Source organism: Mitsuaria chitosanitabida ATCC BAA-476 = NBRC 102408, assembly GCF_001598255.1.
GTDB classification, from domain to species: Bacteria; Pseudomonadota; Gammaproteobacteria; order Burkholderiales; family Burkholderiaceae_C; genus Roseateles; species Roseateles chitosanitabidus.
The window spans coordinates 274,998-291,079 of the sequence record NZ_BCYP01000006.1 but is presented as its reverse complement, the minus strand read 5'-3'; the positions used below and the strand labels follow the sequence as shown (position 1 = coordinate 291,079).

Genomic DNA, 16,082 nt, shown 5'->3' with positions numbered 1-16,082 from the left:
GGCCGTCATCACCCACGGCCCGTCATGAACTACACCATCGGCGACCTGGCGCAGCGCACCGGCCTGACCGTGCGCACGCTCCACCACTACGAGCAGCTCGGGCTGCTCGTCCCCTCGACCCGGACCGAGGGCGGCTATCGCCTCTACGGGGACGAGGACGTCCGGACCCTGCACCGCATCCTGGCCTACCGCCAGATCGGGCTGGCGCTGAAGGACATCGCGCCGCTGCTCGCGCCCGGCGCGATCGTCCCGCTGGCCGAGCTGCTCGATCGCCAGATCGCCGCCGTCGAGGCCACGATCGCGGCGCAACAGCGCCTGCTGACCACGCTGCAGCGCACCGCCCGGCGCGCGCGCGACGGCGGCGCCCTCGACACCGACGAACTGCTGCGGCTGATCAGCGCGCAGCGCATCCTCGAGCAGCACTACTCCGCCGAGGAGATCGACCGCCTGCGCGCCGTCCAGGACGGCATCTCCGCCGCCGACATGGCGCGCTTCAAGACCGAGATCCCGCGTCTGATGGGTGTCTTCCGGCAAGGGCTCCAGGACGGCCTCGCGGCGACGGCCCCGGCGATGCGGGAGGCCGCGCGGCAATGGCTGGCGCTGGAGACCCTGCTCCCCGTCGACGAGGACCTGCGCCGCAAGGGCCGCCGGATGCTCGACGCGGACGCGGGCTTCCAGCAGATGAGCGGCCTGGATGCCGCGCTGGTCCGTTTCATCGACGCGGCCCTCGCGGCCGAGAAGCAAGGAGCCCCCCGATGAGCACGCCCCTCGGTCCCCGGTCCCCCTTCGCCACCTCGGCGCCCGCCGCGCCCGCTGGACCTTCCGCGCCCCCGGCCCCGTCCGCTCCGATCGACGCCTCCGCCCCGACCGCCGGCACGCCGTCCGCGGTGCTCTCGAACCGCAACTTCCGCTGGATCGCGGCGGCCAGCCTGGTGTCCATGCTGGGCGACCAGTTCACGCTGGTGGCCCTGCCCTGGCTGGTGCTGCAGGTCAGCGGCGATCCGCTGACGCTGGGCACGGTGATGGCGGCGATGGGCCTGCCGCGCGCGCTGCTCCTGCTGGTCGGCGGCGCGGTCGTCGATCGTCATGCGCCGCGTCGCGTGCTGCTGACGACGCATCAGATCAGCGCCGTGCTGCTGGGGGCGCTCGCCCTGCTGGTCGCCACGGGGCACGCCAGCTCGGCGCTGATCCATGTCTTCGCCGTCACCCTGGGCGTGACCACCGCCTTCGCCCATCCCGCGTCGAGCGCGCTGCTCCCGCGGGCCCTGCCCCCGGCCCTGATCCGGCCAGCCAACGGGCTGCTGATGGCGATGCGCCAGGCGACGATGCTGATCGGCCCGGTGGCCGGCGCGGCGCTGATCGCGCACGGGTGGCACGGCCACACGGTCGCCGGGTCTCCGGCGCCGGCCGCCACCGTCCTGCGCGATGCCACGGGCCTGAGTTGGGCCTTCGCCTTCGACGCCTGCAGCTTCGCGCTGGCGGCCTGCGCGCTGATCCCGGTCGCGCTGCTGGCGGTGCCCAGCGCCTCGACGGCGTCGACGCGGCCGTCGATCGCCGCGTCCATCGCCGAGGGACTGGGCACGCTGTGGCGCGATCGCCTGCTGCGCACGCTGTGCCTGTATGTCGCCGCGGTGAGCCTGCTGATCGGCGGCCCCTTGCAGGTCGCCCTGCCGCTGCTGGCCGAGCGCCAGCTCCACGGCGACGCGTCGACGCTGGGGTTGCTCATGGCGGGCCACGGCGCGGGCGTGCTCACCGGCCTGCTGCTGGCGGGCTGGAAGCCGGATTGGCGCGTGGGCACGCTGGGCGCGACGGTGCTGACCATCGATGCGCTGGCCGGAGCGGTCTTCATCGCGCTGGGCCACGCGACGCGGACCTGGGAGGCGATCGCGCTGCTCGCGCCCATCGGGATGCTGGCGGGCTTCGTGCAGGTGGCGGTGATGAGCTGGATCCAGCGCCGCGTGCCGCCGCGGATGCTGGGGCGGGCGATGTCGGTGCTGCTGTGCATCGTGATGGGCCTGGCGCCGCTGTCCGCCGCCGGCGCGGGGTGGCTGCTGCGGATCGTGCCGACCTCGACGGTGTTCACCGTCTGCGGCGCGGCGATGCTGGTGATCGTGGCGATCGGCGCGATGGCGACGCCCCTGCGCCGGATCGAGGAATCGCACGCCGTGTGACCTCGGGGACACGCGGCGACGCGGGCCTGGGTAGCATCGGCGCCCATGACCCAGTCGTCCGCCAGGCCGTCCGCCGCCCCGTCCTCGCCCGCCACCGCCCACGCGGACGGCCCGCTCCTGCCGCTGCTCTTCGTCGCGGTCTGGAGCACCGGCTTCATCGGCGCCAAGTTCGGCCTGCCGGACGCGGAGCCGCTGACCTTCCTGGCCTGGCGCTACGCGATCGTCCTCGTGCTGATGCTGCCCGTCGTGCTGCTGGCCCGCGCGCCCTGGCCGGCCAGCCGCGCGGCGACCGGCCACATCGCGATCTCCGGTCTGCTGGTCCATGGCGTCTACCTGGGCGGCGTCTTCACCGCGATCGCGCGCGGGCTGCCCGCCGGCATCACCGCGCTGGTCGTCGGCCTGCAGCCGCTGGTGACCGCGCTCGGCGCCCGCGCCTTCCTCGGCGAGCGCATCTCGCGCCCGCAATGGGCCGGCCTCGCGCTGGGCTTCGTCGGGGTGGCGCTGGTCGTCGCGCAGAAGACGGCCGCGGTCTCCGGCGCGGCCGTGCTGACCATGCTGACGCCCGCGGTGATCGCGCTGCTCGGCATCACCGCCGGCACGCTTTACCAGAAGAAGTACTGCCCGGCCTTCGACCTGCGCACCGGCGCCGTCATCCAGTTCGTGCCGACGCTGCTCGTCACCGCCGCGCTCGCGCTGCTGACCGAGACCACGCAGGTGCGCTGGACCGGTCACTTCGTCTTCGCGCTGGGGTGGCTGGTGCTGGTGCTGTCGATCGGCGCGGTGAGCCTGCTCAACGTGCTGATCCGGCGCGGGAGCGCGGTGAATGTCGCCAGCCTCTTCTACCTGACGCCGCCGACCACCGCGCTGATCGCCTGGGCGCTCTTCGGCGAGACCCTCACGGGGCTCTCCATGGCCGGCATGGCGCTGGCCGCCGTCGGCGTCTGGCTGGCGCGGCGCGCCAAGGGATGAGCGTCCGCGCGGACTTCAGGCCGACTCAGGGCCTGAGCGCCGTGTCGCAGGACACGCGCCGCATCGGGAAGTCGATGCCGCGCGTCGCGCCATTGCGCTGACCTTCGATGCGCGCGGCCAGGCGGTCTTCGCCGACCGCCTTGTAGAGGATGCGCTGCGGGAAGTCGTGCGCGGGGTTCTCGAAGGTCACCGAGCGATCGCCGACCGATACCGCCGTGAAGCTCGCCTCCGTCTGCCGCGAGGGCAGCGCGATGTAGACGACGCGGCCCTCGGCGTCCCGCCGGATCTGCATGAACTCGTGCTCGACCGTGCGACCGTTCCTCACCGTCCGGCTCACGCCGAGCATCGTCCCGCCCGCCAGAGGGAGCCAGTGCTCCACCGACCCCGCCTCCGCGTTCTCCGAGGCCCAGCACCCCGCCAGCCAGGTGAGCTGATCGAGCGAGGGTTCGGCGGCCCGCGCGCCGGTGGCCGTCAGCACTGCCGCGAGCGCGACCAGGATGGGCGCGCGCAAGCGGCCCGCGGCGATTCGCGCCGCGGTTCCTGAGGGAAGGGAGGACGGGAGAAAGAAAGCGGCGGCTGGGCGCATGGCGGTGGCTCCGTGCTGGGATGCACGAATCTACCGCCCTCGCCAGGCCGCCGCCAGGGCGGTCGGACCCGCGTGTCAGGGCCCGCCGTCGATCCGGGCGCCCCGGTGCGATCGATGGGATCGATCGCCCGGGCAAGCGACCTCAGTTCCGGTCCGCGCGCGCCGGCAAGGTGCTGTCGCTGCCGCTGTTGGCGCTGTTGTTCCGGCTGGTCGAATCGCTGTTCATCGAACTGTCGGGCGCCTGCGTCCGCACGCTCGGATCCTGGCGCTGCTCGGTCGTCGTGTTGTTGCCGTTGTTCTGGCTGCTGGTCGCCGTCTGGCCCTGCTGCTGATCCAGGGGCTGAGGCGGCTGACCGGTCACCGGATCGGCGGCCTGGGTCGCGGGCGGCTGGCCGGTCTGCGTGGCCGGCGGCTGCTTCATCTGGTCGTTGTTGTTGGACAGCGGGTCGTTGGTCTGGTCCCGCGCGCCCACCGAGCCCGAGCTGCCGCCCTGCCCGCCGCTCTGCGCGTACAGGATGCCGGCGCCGGACGCCAGCGCGATGGCCATCGCCACGGTGGTGATCTTGGAACGAGGAGTCATGACATCTCTCCTGAAAGTTGAGGGGGAGTGAAGAAAGCTCGGCAATCACCGTGCCGGTCGCAGCGGTTGCACCAGCGCGCGGGCCTGCGCCAGGCCCCGCGACGGTGTCGCGCCGCCCGCGTCCGCGACGGGATCGACCGGGGCCACCGCCGCCTGCACCGCCAGGCCGTACAGGCGCCGACCGACAGCCTGCAGGCTCGCGGCCTGCGTCGGCTCGTCGGCATCCGCGTCGAAGGCGTCGCAGCCCAGACGCTCGGGGTCGATGCCCAGCCCCAGCGCATGGAAATAGCTCGCCTCGCTGACCACGCTCAACTGGCTGCCGATCATGCGGTGGACCTCCAGGTCCGGCATGTCGATCTGGGGCCCCTGCACGGTGCACAGCACCGGCGCGCCGGTGATGCGGCCGGCCAGCCCCGCCAGCCGATGCGCCGCCGGCAGGTGCGCGTGCAGCACGTCGACCTCGCGGCTGCGGATCAGGCCCACCAGCACCTGGATCGCGTGCCAGGGCGGGTCCTCCGGCATCGGCACGACGACCACCTCGACCCCCAGCGACCGCAGCCGGTCCGCCATCGCGCCCTCCGCCGCCATCAGCACGGTGAAGCGCAGCGCGCCGCCCTGGCCCAGATGCCCGACCAGGCGCTCCATGAGCCGCGCGGCGGCCCGCGCGTCGGCGTCGGGCGCGTCCTCGGACGCGCCGAGCAACTCGACGACATGCGGCGCGCCTGGACCTCGCTGCCGGTTCATGGGAATCCTTTCGGTCGACATCCACCGGGCGGCAAGCGCCATACCCACGCGTGCCCGCCGCTTGCGGAATCCCCGGTTCGGCCTTAACGTCACGCCCACTCAAGAAAGCGCTTTCAGATCACCTCGCGAGCCGCCCCATGAAGCGAAGCAAACCGCTGCTGCCCACCTCCTCCCATGTCACCCTCGGCAGGGTGGCGTCCGCCTGCGGCGTGTCGCCGAGCACCGTGTCGCGCGTGCTCAACGGCACCGCCGTGGTCAGCGCGGAGAAGCAGGCCCGCGTGCGCGAGGCCGTGGCGGCGCTGGGCTTCGTGCCCAACACGCTCGCCCGCGCGCTGGCCGACGGCCGCAGCTTCAGCGTCGGGCTGGTCGCGCAATATCTGGAGAGCCCCTTCTACGCGCTGATGCTGCGCGGCATCGAGGAGACGCTGTCCGCCGCCGGCTACGGCCTGGTCGTCGCCAGCGGGCACTGGAACGCCGAGGAGGAGGCCCGCTGCATCCACACGATGCGCACGCGCCGGGTCGACGGCGTCATCGTGCTGACGGGCATGCTGGAGGACGAGTTCCTGGTCGAGCTCGCGCGAGAGCTGCCCGTCGTCGTCACCGGCCGGCGGCTGGAGGCCCCGGGGCTGCACGCGCTGCATTCCAACGATGTCGACGGTGCGCGCGCCGCGACGCGTCATCTGCTGGAGCGGGGCCATGCCCGCATCGCCTTCATCGGCGGGGATCCGCGGCATCCCGACGCGCAGGAGCGCGAACGCGGCTACCGCGCGGCGCTGGCCGAGGCCGGCGTCGCCGTCGATCCGGCGCTGATGCGCGCGGGCGACTACCTGGAGACCGGCGGCGCGGCGGCCACCGAGGCCTTGCTGGATGACGGCGTCGCCTTCTCCGCGATCTTCGCGGCCAACGACCAGATGGCCGCCGGCGCCGCGCAGGTGCTGCATCGCCGCGGCCTGCGCGTGCCGGAGGAAGTGTCCATCGTCGGCTTCGACGACCTGCTGGCCACCGCGCACGCCAGCCCGCCCCGCACCACCGTCAGCCTGTCGGTGGCCGAGCTCGGTCGGCGCGCCGCGCTGGCGCTGCTCGATCTGCTGCAGCACCGCGCGCCGCGCGTGAACGCGCCGGAGCCGGAGCTGGTCGTGCGCGAGTCCACGCGGCCGCCCGCGCCTCACTTCGGCTGCAGCGCGCGCTCCATGTCGACCAGCCGCTGAGTCAGCGCCGCCATCACCCAGTCCTCGCCCTGGGCCTCGGTGTTGGTGAAGGCGAAGGAGGCGCTGCGGCCCTGGCGATCGAGGATCACCAGGCTGCTGTAGCCGCGGTCCTCGCCGGTGTGCGCCAGCACCGCCCGGCCCTCGATGTCGTCGCCCTGCCAGCCCAGGGCGTACTCGCCCGCCTTCAACCCGCGCAGCCGTTGCAGGTAGCCCCCCGGCAGCGGCGTCGCCTGGCCCTGCAGCGCCTTCATGTGCCAGCGCACCCAGCTCGCATAGCTCTCCGGCGGCAGCGCCAGCCCGCCGCCGCTGGGCGCCAGCACCGCCAGCCAGGCGGCCATGCCCACGTCCAGCGGCGCGATCGCCGCGATCTTGCCCCGCACGCCGTCGTGGCCCAGCGGCGCCTCGGTGAGCGTCGCGTCCTGCCGCACCCAGGCGACGGCCAGGCCCAGGGGCTTGGCGAGCTCCACTTCGAAGAGCGCGATGAAGGGCTGCCCCGCGCGGGCCTCCAGCATCATCGCGACCAGCGCGTAGCCGGCATTGGAGTAGAGGAAGTCGCGGCCCGGCGTGACGCCCTTGGGCGGCTCCTGCGCGAGCAGCCAGGCGGCGAAGATCCGCGCGCGGGCGGCGGGGGTGTCGGGCGTCGCGATGCCGGCGTCGGCGACGGCGGAGAAGAAGCGCTCCCCGTCCGACGGATCGGTGAAGGCCGCCACGCCGCCTCGGTGGTCGAGCAGCTGTTCCAGCGTGACGCCGCGGTAGGCCGGCAGCATGCCCTCGGCCAGTTCGGGCAAGGCCTCGGCCAGCGTCGTCGTCCACGCGATCACGCCGCGTTCGACCAGCCGAGCCGCGACCGCGGCGGTCATCGCCTTGGTCGTCGAGCCGATCTGGAAGAAGTCGGTGGCGCGGATGGCGTCACCGGCGCCGGCGCGGCGCACGCCGGCCACGACGGCATCGGTGCGGTCCGGGCCCAGGTGGTCGACCGCGACGCCGACCAGACCGCCGGCCACCGCCTCGCTGGCCGCGCGCTGCACGATGGCGAGCACGGCCGCGCGGCCGGTGGAGGGATCGGCGCGAGGGTCGTCGCCCGAACCACAGGCGCTCAGGAGGATGGTCGCCACCACCGCGATGCCGAGCACGAGCGCGAAGACCATGCGGGATCGACGGGTGGACTGCAAGGTCCCGGGATCTGGAGAGCGAGGCGTCATGGCAAGGACAGCGAGTGGATGACGCCGCCTATTCTTCGCAGCCAACCTCAAGAATGGCTAAAGAGCGCGGGGGGGGGGGCGCCGGCAGACGATTGACGTCCGATCGGCGCTCCATCAGGACGTGACCGGTGCTCGATCGGCGACCAGGCGGCGCTCCGTGGAAGACCGCGGAGGCGTCGAAGCGGCCCGGGTGGGCCACGCCAGCGCTCAGCCCGCGGGCGTCACCCGCGGCCAGCGCACGACAACGGCGAGGCCCACGCCGCCGTCGGCGCGCGGGAGGCCGTCCTCGAGCAGCGCCTCCCCGCCCAGGCGTCGCGCGGCCTCGCGCACGATGGCCAGGCCCAGCCCGGTCCCGCTGATCTCGCCGGCCTGCTGACCGCGCCAGAAGCGCTCGAAGGCCTGCTCGCGGCGATCCGGCGCGATGCCCGGCCCGTCGTCGGCGACGACGAGCACCACCTGGTCGCCGTCGCCCCCCGCCACGTGGTCATGGCGATCCCCGAGACCGCGGAGGCCCCCGCCGCGGCGATCTCCGGGATCACCGCGATCACCGGGATCGCTGCGATCACCACCGCTGTCTGGCGTGCCGCGGCTCGCGCCCGACCCGATCGAGATCGTCACCGACACCTGACCGCCGGGCGGCACGTAGCGCAGCGCGTTCTCGATCAGGTTGCCGAGGATCGATTCCAGCGCCATGCGATCGGCGATCAGCGGCATCGCCGCTGGCGCGTCGAGCGCCATGTCGATCCGGCGACGCGCTGCGTCCGGTCCCGACTGCGCCAATCGGGCCTGCGCGAGCTCGGCCAGATCGACCGGTTCCGCCACCGCGCCCCGGCTGTCGTCGACGGCCGCCAGCACCAGCAGCTGCCGGCTCAGATGCGCGGCCCGCTCCAGCGCGCGGTGCAGCGCCTCGGCGGCCGCGCGGCGGTCCTCGTCGCCACGGGCCTGCGCGAGCAGATGCGCCTGCACCGCGACGACGGCCATCGGGGTGCGCAGCTCGTGGGCGGCGTCATGCACGAAGGAGCGCTCGCGCTGCAGTTGCTGGCGCAGCCGCGCCAGCAGGCCGTCGAAAGCGCCCACGAGCGGTACGAGTTCATCGTGCCGCGGCGTGAAGCCCAGCGGGGCCAGGTCTTGCGCGTCGCGGCCCTCCACCTCGCGGGCCAGCTGCGTCAGCGGCCGCATGCCCCGCCGCACGGCGATCCACACCGGCAGCACCACCAGCGGGAAGGCCAGCAGCAGCGAGCCCGCCAGCTCCTTCCAGATCGCCTCGACCACGATCGAGTCGTCCAGGCAGCGCTCGGCGATCACGACCCGCCAGGGTCCCGCCTCGGACTGGCCGAACCAGTAAGGCTGGCCGCCGATGTCGAGCGTGCCAGGCTCCCGGCCGGGCATCGGGATCGCCGCGCCGATGCGCGACGTCGCGAAGACCACGGTGCCGGTGTCCGCCTGCGCCCCGGGGATGCGCCGCACCTGCCATTCGACCGGCTCCAGCCGCATGCCGGATTCGCCGCGCAGGTGTTCCAGGCGCTCGGCGAAGACGCGGGACAGCGTCGGCGCCTCGGCCTCGGGCAACTGCGCCAGCACCAGGGCCATCTCGCGGGCCAGGACCAGCACCGCCGGCTTGCGCACCACCTCGGCCTTGAAGTCCAGGTAGTTCAGCGTCACCAGCACCAACCCCACCAGCGCGAAGGCCGCCATCAGCACGCCCAGCAGCCGGCGCATCAGCGTCGGCCGCAGGAGCGCGCGTATCGGATTCAGGCGGTCCTCGAGCAGGCGCAGTCGCATGGCGCGCGATTCTGCGCGATGAACATGAAGATCGCCCGAAGACCGGGCGACGGGTCCCGGCGCGCCACCGATTCAGGGGGCGCTCAGGGCGACGGGGGAGGCAGCGGCTGGAGCGACTGCAACACGGTCGGCAGCAGCTCGCTGACCGTCGGATGGATGCGCACGCCCTTCATGACCTCGGTCCAGGGCCGCCGGGCCACGGTCACGTCCAGCAGCGAGTGGATGGCCTCGTCGCCGTCCACGCCCAGGATGCTGGCGCCGAGGATGGCCTGGGTCTCCCGGTCGACCAGGATCTTGATGAAGCCCTTGTCCTCGCCCTTCTCCACCGCGCGGCCCACGCGCGTCATCGGCCGCGTGCCGATCAGCGCCGGGCGGCCGCTGGCGCGCACCTCGCGCTCGCTCATCCCGATGCGCGCCAGCGGCGGATCGGTGTAGAGCGCATAGGTCACCAGCCGATCCCCGACGCCGCGCGATTCACGGTCGAAGAGATTCGCGGCGACGACCTCGAAATCGTTCCACGACGTGTGCGTGAAGGCGCCACGGCCGTTGCAATCGCCCAGGGCCCAGATGTGCGGCACGCTGCTCACGAGCTGGTCGTTCACGACGATGTTGCCCCGGTCGTCGAGCTGCACGCCCGCCTGCTCCAGACCCAGGTCGTCGGTGTTGGGTCGGCGGCCGGTCGCGACCAGCACGTGGCTGGCGCGCAGCACCGGATCGCCACGTTGGCAGTCGACGTGCACCGCGATGTCGCCGGCCTGCGCGTCGGCGCTGACGCCGTCGCCGCTCGGCGACGGGCCGGCGGGAAGCCCCAGACGACCGGGACCGTCCCGATCGCCGCCGCTGGCGCCCGCGGCCGGCGCGAGCCGCACGCACTCGGCGCCAGTGCGGATGGCGATGCCCTCCTCCTCGAGCAGCGCCCGCAGCGCCTCGGCGACGTCGGGGTCCTCGCGCGGCACCAGCTGCGGTCCGCGCTGCACGACGGTCACGGCCGAGCCGAAGCGCCGGAACATCTGCGCGAACTCCAGCCCGATGTAGCTGCCGCCGACCACCACCAGATGGCGGGGCAGCTCGGTGAGCCGCATGATCGACGCGTTGGTGAGCCAGGGGACGCTGTCCAGCCCCTCCACGCCGGGCTGCGCGGGGCGGCCACCCACGTTGATGAAGAAGCGGTCGGCGCGCAGCCGGCGGCCGTCGACCTCGAGGGTGTGCGGGTCGATGAAGCGGGCGTGGCCCCGGACCAGCTCGACATTCGCCATGCCGCGCAGCCAGGCCTCGACGTTCTGCCGCGATTTGCCGGAGATGCGGTCCTTGCGCGCCATCACGGCCGCCAGGTCCACGCCGGACGCCTCGGTCGCGCGCACGCCCCAGCGGGCGGCCTCGCGCACGACCCAGGCCGCATGGGCGCTGGCGACCAGCGCCTTGGTCGGGATGCAGCCGGTGTTCACGCAGGTGCCGCCCACGCGCGAGCGCTCGATCACGGCGACGCGCCAGCCCTCCCGGGACATGCGCTCGGCCAGCGGCGGGCCGGACTGGCCCGCGCCGATGACGATGGCGTCGAAGGAATCGCTCATGACGGCCCCTGGTGATTGCGGCGGCGCCCAGTCTGCCACCGGCGCCTGACGGCGCCGCCTCGCGCGCGTCGTCGGGACGGGGTACGCGGCGCGGACCTCCCGCGCGGCGCCGTCCCACCGGCCTGTCCGGCCGTGCCGACCAGCGGGACGGCCTCGGCCGCTCAGGGCAGGCCGTGCTGCTTGCGGATCGCGCCGAGCGTGCCGCGCTGCTCCAGCGTGTAGATGGCCTGGTCCAGGCGGGCGAGATCCGCCTCGTCCAGTCGCCGCCGGCTCAGCATCAGGCTGACCGGCTGCGCGCTGTAGCCGTAGGGCTGGCGGATCAGCCGCAGCGACGAGAGCCGCGCCTGCGTCTCCAGGTCCAGCGCGTCGCCCAGGATCAGCGGCGCGCGGCCCAGGCGCAGCATGTCGATGCCCTGGCGCGAGGTCGGATAGGGGATCAGCAGCCCGGCCGCGTCGAGCCGCGCGCGATGGGCCTCGAAGTCGGCGCCCAGGCCCTTGGACTCGACGTGGAGCAAGCGCACCCGATGCGCGAGCAGATCCTCGAAGCCGCGCAAGCTGTCGAGCTGAGCGTCGTGCCGCGCGGGTGCGGCGACCATCATGACCTCGTTGCGATAGCTGCGGGTGTACATCACCGACTTCGACAGATCGGGGGACGGCGTGGCCGAGAAGATCACGTCGAACTGGTCGGCCAGCAGCTCGCGGTAGCGGCGCTTGCGCCACTGCGGCGGCGCCTCGATCCAGGTGACCGTGTAGCCGGCCTGCCGGGCGATCGCCTCGAGCAGCGCCGCGTCCAGGCCGCGCACGGTGCCGTCGGCGTCGCGGTACAGGTAGGGGGGCCAGCTCTCGATCAGGGCCCGGATGACACGGGCCGCCGGGGCGGCGTGGGTCGCGCCCCTGGCGCCGGAGGCGCTCATGACGCCCAGGCCCGCCAGGCCCAGCGCGGCGGCGCCGATCAGCGCCCGCCGGGCACGCGACGGGCGCGCGGAGTCGGGCCCGCGCGAGGAAGGCGCGAGGGACCCGTCTGTCTCCGTGTTGTTGTTCATGGGATCGGTTGGCGGCGGCGGCGCCAAAGGTACTGCAAGCGCGAGCGTACCCGTTTCACCTGGGCGACTCGGGCCGTGCGCCCCCCTCATGCGAGCGTCGTTGACGCGTCGGGCGCCACACCCCTAGACTGGCCTCGCCCGCCCCTGCCCTGGGGCGTCTGTCCGATGGGGACGTCGGCGGCGCGCAGCGCCCGCCGAGCCGCCCCGGGATCGGAGCAGGACCCGGACTCGTGCTTGCCCCGTGCGGGCAGCAGGACCGTCGCCCGCGACGGTCCCAGCGGGCGTCGGATCCCTGGCTCACCCCACCCTGAAGTTCCGCCGTCGCGGCCGGAGGTCGCGTCGTCACGGCGTTCGCGCCACCGCAACCGCAGAGGGATTCCATGAGCCATCTCGACACCGCCGACGTCGTCGTCCGCGACGTCATCGAACCGCTGTCCATCCGCACCGACCGCGAGGGCCGCTTCCCGCGCGAGGCCATCGACGCGCTGGGTCGCGCCGGCCTGCTCGGGCTGGTCTCCGCGACCGCCGTCGGCGGCCAGGGCGCCGGCCTGCGCGAGGCCGCCGAGGTCGTCGGCCGCATCGCCCGCGACTGCCCGTCCACCGCGATGGTCGTGTGCATGCATTACTGCGCCGCCGCCGTGATCGAGGCCCAGGGGCCCGAGGCCGTGCGCCGCGAGATCGCCGCCGGCCGGCACCTGAGCACGCTGGCCTTCTCCGAGGCCGCCTCGCGCAGCCACTTCTGGGCGCCGGCCGGGACCGCCCGCGGCACGGGCGCGCAGGTGATGCTGGACGCGCGCAAGAGCTGGGTCACCAGCGCCTTCGAGGCCGACAGCTACGTCTGGTCGAGCCGGCCGCTGGCCGCCGAGGGCGCCAGCACGTTGTGGCTGGTGGACGCGCGCACGCACGGCCTGGTGCAGCCCGGCGGCTTCGACGGCCTGGGGCTGCGCGGCAATGCGTCGACGCCGATCACCGCGACCGAGGTCCTCATCGCGGCCGACAGGCGCCTGGGCGAGGACGGCCACGGCTTCGACACCATGATGGGCGTGGTGCTGCCCTGGTTCAGCGTGCTGAGCGCGGCCTGCTCGGTCGGGCTGATGGAGGGCGCGATCATGCGCGCGGCCGGCCACGTCGGGCAGACGCGGCTGCAGCACCTCGAGAGTTCCCTGGCGGACCTGCCGACGATCCGCGCCTATCTCGCGCGCGGCCGCATCAAGGCCGACATGGCCGGGACGCTGCTGCAGGACACCATCGCCGCGATCGCCGCGGGACGGCCCGACACCATGCTGCGGGTGCTGGAGGTGAAGGCCGCGGCGGCCGAGACGGCGCTGGAGGTCACCGACATCGCGATGCGCGTGTGCGGGGGCGCGGCCTTCCGCAAGGAAGCGGGCATCGAGCGCCTGTTCCGCGACGCGCGCGCGGCCAGCGTGATGGGGCCGACCTCGGACGTGCTGTACGACTTCATCGGCAAGGCCGTCACCGGCCTGCCGCTGTTCTGAGCGCCCGCGGCCTCGACGAGGCCCGGGACGACGCGACCGATCCAGGGAGACGCACTTGCAATCAGAACCCTTGTTGATGGGGGCCGTGGCCTACGCGCCCAAGGTGGTCACGATCTGGGAAGGCTTCAAGGCGTGGTTCGCCGGACATGGCCTGGCCTTCGACTACCTGCTCTTCTCCAACTACGAGCGCCAGGTCCAGGCGCAGTTCGACGGCCAGATCCATCTGGCCTGGAACTCGCCGCTGGCCTGGGAGCGCGCGCGCCGCATCGCCGCCGCGCGCGGTGTCGCCGTCGAGGCGATCGCGATGCGCGACACCGACTGCGACCTGCGCTCGGTGATCGTGGTGAGGCAGGACTCGCCGCTGCGCGCGGTGAGCGACCTGCGAGGGCGCACGCTCGCGGTGGGCGCGATCGACTCGCCGCAGGCGACGCTGATCCCGCTGGACCACCTGCGCCAGCAGGGGCTGGTCGGCGGACGCGATTTCCAGGTGCGGCGCTTCGACGTGCTGGGCGGCAAGCATGGCGACCACATCGGCGGCGAGCGCGACGCCGCCAAGGCGATGCTCGCCGGCGAGGTCGACGCCTGCTGCCTGATCGACGGCAACCACCTGGCTTTCGGCCTGGACGGCACGCTGCCCGCCGGCGGCACGCGGATCCTCGCCACCACCGGTCTCTTCGACCACTGCAACTTCACGACCAGCCCCGGCGCGCCGGCGCCGGCGCTCGCGCGCTTCACCGAGCTGCTGCTGTCCATGCGCTGGGACGATCCCCAGGTCCGACCGCTGCTGGAGCTCGAGGGCCTGCGCGCCTGGCGGCCCGGCCGCACCAGCGGCTATGCGCTGCTGGCGCGCGCGGTCGATGACGAGGCCTTCTATGCCGCCGATGGACGCATCCTCGCCGCCGACTATCGATATTGAGGCGCTGGGGCTCGACCAGGGTGCGCTGCTGCTGGTGCGGCGCGCGCTGGACGAGGTCGCGCCCGGCGACGTGCTGCGCGTGCGCGGCCGCGCGCCGGCGTGGCAGCTGCACCTGGCGGCCTGGTGCCGGCATCAGGGGCACGAGCTCAGCGTCGAGGAACGCGCCGATGGCCGGTGCGAGGCCTGGATCACCCGCTCGGCGCAGGCGGACGGCCGATGGCGCGACGCGCTGTCCACCGGCCCGGCGCTGCTCGGCGAGGGCGAGCTGCCGGCGGCCGAGGCCTCGCTCGCGTGGGGCCTCGCCGCGCGTGGCGCGACCGTCGAGGCCGGCGGCCCGCGCTTCGACTTCACGCTGACGCGCCGCGACGAGCTGTGGGCCGCGACGGCGGGCGCGCTCTACCGGCAGGCCGCGGCCGCGCAGTGGGATCCGGAACAGGCCATCGCCTGGGCCGACCCGACCGTGCCGCCCGACGAGATCGAGGCCGCGGTCGTGCAGCTCATGACCTACCTGATCGAGAACGAGAACGCCGCGCTGCTCGTGCCGGCGCGGCATCTGGGCCGCATCCACCCCCATTACCGGGAGGTGATGCAGCTGCTCGCGCTGCAGTGCGCGGACGAGGCTCGGCATGTCGAGGTCTTCACGCGCCGCGCGACGCTGCGCGGCCGCGGGCCGGCGCGCTCGAGCGCGGGTGGGCAGGCCTCGCTGAAGACCCTGCTGGAGGCGCACGACTTCTCGCAGGCGACCTTCCTGCTGTCGGTGCTCGGCGAGGGCAGCTTCGTCAACCTGCTCAACTTCCTGCACGAGCACGCGCCCGATCCTGTGACGCGTCAGATCGCGCGCCTCACCGCGCGCGACGAGGCGCGTCATGTGGCCTTCGGGATGGCGCATGTCGAGCATCGCGTGGCGACCTCGCCGGGCTATGTCGCCACGCTGAGGAACGCCATCGAGACCCGCTACGACGAGCTCGCAGCGACCGCCGGCCTGAACGAGCACGTCTTCGACGCGCTGGTGCTGCTGGCGGCCGGATCGCTGGCGCCCGCCGCGATCGCGCGCGGCCACGAGGCGGTCCAGCGCCTGCAGGCGGAGATGGCCGTCGGCCGCAAGGCGCGGCTGGCGCGCCTGGGCTTCGCGCCGGCGGAAGCCGAGCGGCTGGCGGGGCTGCACACGCGGAACTTCATGTGAGCGGCCCCGGCGCCGCCGCCGAGCGGTCCGAGCCGGCCCGCCTCAGAACTGCAGGCGCGCGCCGATCTCCAGTTTGCGCTGGTTGAAGCGGCCGAGCTGCGTGCGGCTCGATCCGAAGGACTCGAACTCGATCGGGATGGACAGGTGGTCGCTCAGCTTCGCCTCGACGCCGAGGCCCCACATCGGCCGCGTGATGTTGTCCTTGATCGATTGGCCCTGGTTGTCGCGAAAGCGGAAGCGGTTCAGCGCCACGCCGGCCTTGCCGAAGACCGAGAAGGTGTCGTCCAGCGCCAGCGTGTAGCGGCCCGCGAGCGTGAAGACGTTCGACGAGAGGCGCGCCCGGTCCAGCGGCCCCGAGGCGGGATCGGTGAAGCGCCAGCTGCCGAAGGCTCCGTAGCCGGCCTCGACCGACCACTCGGGCGTGAGCTTCAGGCCACCGTAGAGCCGGACGGCGGTCGGGTTGTTGCTGTTCTTGATCGCGGCGCTTGAACCGGATTGCAGACGGGCCTCGCCGGGCGTGGCGAGCGAGAGGCCGACGTAGGGCTCGAGGGCCCATGCCGGGCTGGCGGCGGAGGCGGTCAGGGTCAGCGCGAGGATCGCGAGGAGGCGATGCGAAGTCGACGTCACAGGT

Annotated in this window: 15 protein-coding genes; 7 read left to right on the top strand and 8 right to left on the bottom strand. The window is 73.5% G+C overall.

Going from position 1 to position 16,082, the window contains the following annotated elements; translation table 11 throughout:
• The first annotated feature begins 24 nt into the window (after positions 1–24).
• Genes MCHT01_RS04250 through MCHT01_RS04240 form a run of 3 tightly spaced genes read left to right on the top strand, consistent with a single transcriptional unit; the run spans position 25 to position 3,140 of the window.
• On the top strand, positions 25–759 hold the full coding sequence (locus MCHT01_RS04250) for a MerR family transcriptional regulator (RefSeq protein ID WP_067062786.1): 735 nt from the start codon (positions 25–27) through the stop codon (positions 757–759).
• Complete coding sequence (locus MCHT01_RS04245) at positions 756–2,171, top strand: MFS transporter (RefSeq protein ID WP_067062783.1); 1,416 nt, start codon at positions 756–758, stop codon at positions 2,169–2,171. The genes MCHT01_RS04250 and MCHT01_RS04245 overlap by 4 nt, the downstream gene beginning before the upstream one ends.
• 45 nt (positions 2,172–2,216) lie before the next feature.
• On the top strand, positions 2,217–3,140 hold the full coding sequence (locus MCHT01_RS04240; RefSeq protein WP_067062778.1) for a DMT family transporter: 924 nt from the start codon (positions 2,217–2,219) through the stop codon (positions 3,138–3,140).
• Positions 3,141–3,165: 25 nt separating this feature from the next.
• Here the strand turns inward: MCHT01_RS04240 and MCHT01_RS04235 are convergent, their stop codons facing one another.
• From MCHT01_RS04235 to MCHT01_RS04225, 3 genes are all read right to left on the bottom strand, one after another.
• The gene (locus MCHT01_RS04235) at positions 3,166–3,651 is read right to left on the bottom strand and encodes a DUF6265 family protein (protein WP_067062776.1); all 486 of its coding nucleotides are present in this window, start codon (positions 3,649–3,651) and stop codon (positions 3,166–3,168) included.
• A 217-nt stretch (positions 3,652–3,868) separates the two neighbouring features.
• On the bottom strand, positions 3,869–4,306 hold the full coding sequence (locus MCHT01_RS04230; protein WP_067062774.1) for a hypothetical protein: 438 nt from the start codon (positions 4,304–4,306) through the stop codon (positions 3,869–3,871).
• A 45-nt stretch (positions 4,307–4,351) separates the two neighbouring features.
• On the bottom strand, positions 4,352–5,050 hold the full coding sequence (locus MCHT01_RS04225; RefSeq protein ID WP_067062771.1) for a glycosyltransferase: 699 nt from the start codon (positions 5,048–5,050) through the stop codon (positions 4,352–4,354).
• 137 nt (positions 5,051–5,187) lie between these two features.
• Here MCHT01_RS04225 and MCHT01_RS04220 point away from each other — a divergent pair, with 137 nt between their 5' ends.
• Positions 5,188–6,258 (top strand): LacI family DNA-binding transcriptional regulator, encoded by a 1,071-nt coding sequence (locus MCHT01_RS04220; RefSeq protein WP_067062769.1) that lies wholly within the window; start codon positions 5,188–5,190, stop codon positions 6,256–6,258.
• On the opposite strand, the gene MCHT01_RS04215 is transcribed toward MCHT01_RS04220, so the two are convergent.
• The 4 genes from MCHT01_RS04215 to MCHT01_RS04200 all read right to left on the bottom strand — a co-directional run bounded on the left by MCHT01_RS04215 (position 6,216) and on the right by MCHT01_RS04200 (position 11,856).
• Positions 6,216–7,406 (bottom strand): serine hydrolase domain-containing protein, encoded by a 1,191-nt coding sequence (locus MCHT01_RS04215; protein WP_067062766.1) that lies wholly within the window; start codon positions 7,404–7,406, stop codon positions 6,216–6,218. The genes MCHT01_RS04220 and MCHT01_RS04215 overlap by 43 nt on opposite strands.
• A 261-nt stretch (positions 7,407–7,667) precedes the next feature.
• Entirely contained in the window at positions 7,668–9,242 is a 1,575-nt protein-coding gene (locus MCHT01_RS04210) for a sensor histidine kinase (RefSeq protein WP_067062763.1), read from the bottom strand.
• Positions 9,243–9,325: 83 nt separating this feature from the next.
• On the bottom strand, positions 9,326–10,813 hold the full coding sequence (locus tag MCHT01_RS04205) for a mercuric reductase (RefSeq protein WP_067062760.1): 1,488 nt from the start codon (positions 10,811–10,813) through the stop codon (positions 9,326–9,328).
• A 161-nt stretch (positions 10,814–10,974) separates the two neighbouring features.
• Positions 10,975–11,856 carry a substrate-binding periplasmic protein gene (locus tag MCHT01_RS04200; RefSeq protein WP_067062757.1) on the bottom strand — a complete coding sequence of 294 codons (882 nt, stop codon included), beginning with the start codon at positions 11,854–11,856 and terminating at the stop codon, positions 10,975–10,977.
• Between the two features lie 380 nt (positions 11,857–12,236).
• Between MCHT01_RS04200 and MCHT01_RS04195 the strand changes: the two genes are divergently transcribed.
• From MCHT01_RS04195 to MCHT01_RS04185, 3 genes are read left to right on the top strand one after another with little or no spacing between them, the layout of a single operon-like run.
• Entirely contained in the window at positions 12,237–13,352 is a 1,116-nt protein-coding gene (locus MCHT01_RS04195; protein WP_067062747.1) for an acyl-CoA dehydrogenase family protein, read from the top strand.
• A 55-nt stretch (positions 13,353–13,407) separates the two neighbouring features.
• A complete protein-coding gene (locus MCHT01_RS04190; protein WP_245643149.1) occupies positions 13,408–14,268 on the top strand; it encodes a phosphate/phosphite/phosphonate ABC transporter substrate-binding protein in 861 nt (286 codons plus the stop codon).
• Complete coding sequence (locus MCHT01_RS04185) at positions 14,234–15,451, top strand: sulfurtransferase TusA family protein (protein ID WP_084451873.1); 1,218 nt, start codon at positions 14,234–14,236, stop codon at positions 15,449–15,451. Before MCHT01_RS04190 ends, MCHT01_RS04185 begins: the two co-directional genes overlap by 35 nt.
• 42 nt (positions 15,452–15,493) lie before the next feature.
• Here MCHT01_RS04185 and MCHT01_RS04180 read toward each other — a convergent pair whose 3' ends face one another.
• Positions 15,494–16,078, bottom strand: coding sequence for an outer membrane beta-barrel protein (locus tag MCHT01_RS04180; RefSeq protein WP_067062706.1), 585 nt, complete (start codon positions 16,076–16,078; stop codon positions 15,494–15,496).
• Positions 16,079–16,082: the final 4 nt, after the last annotated feature.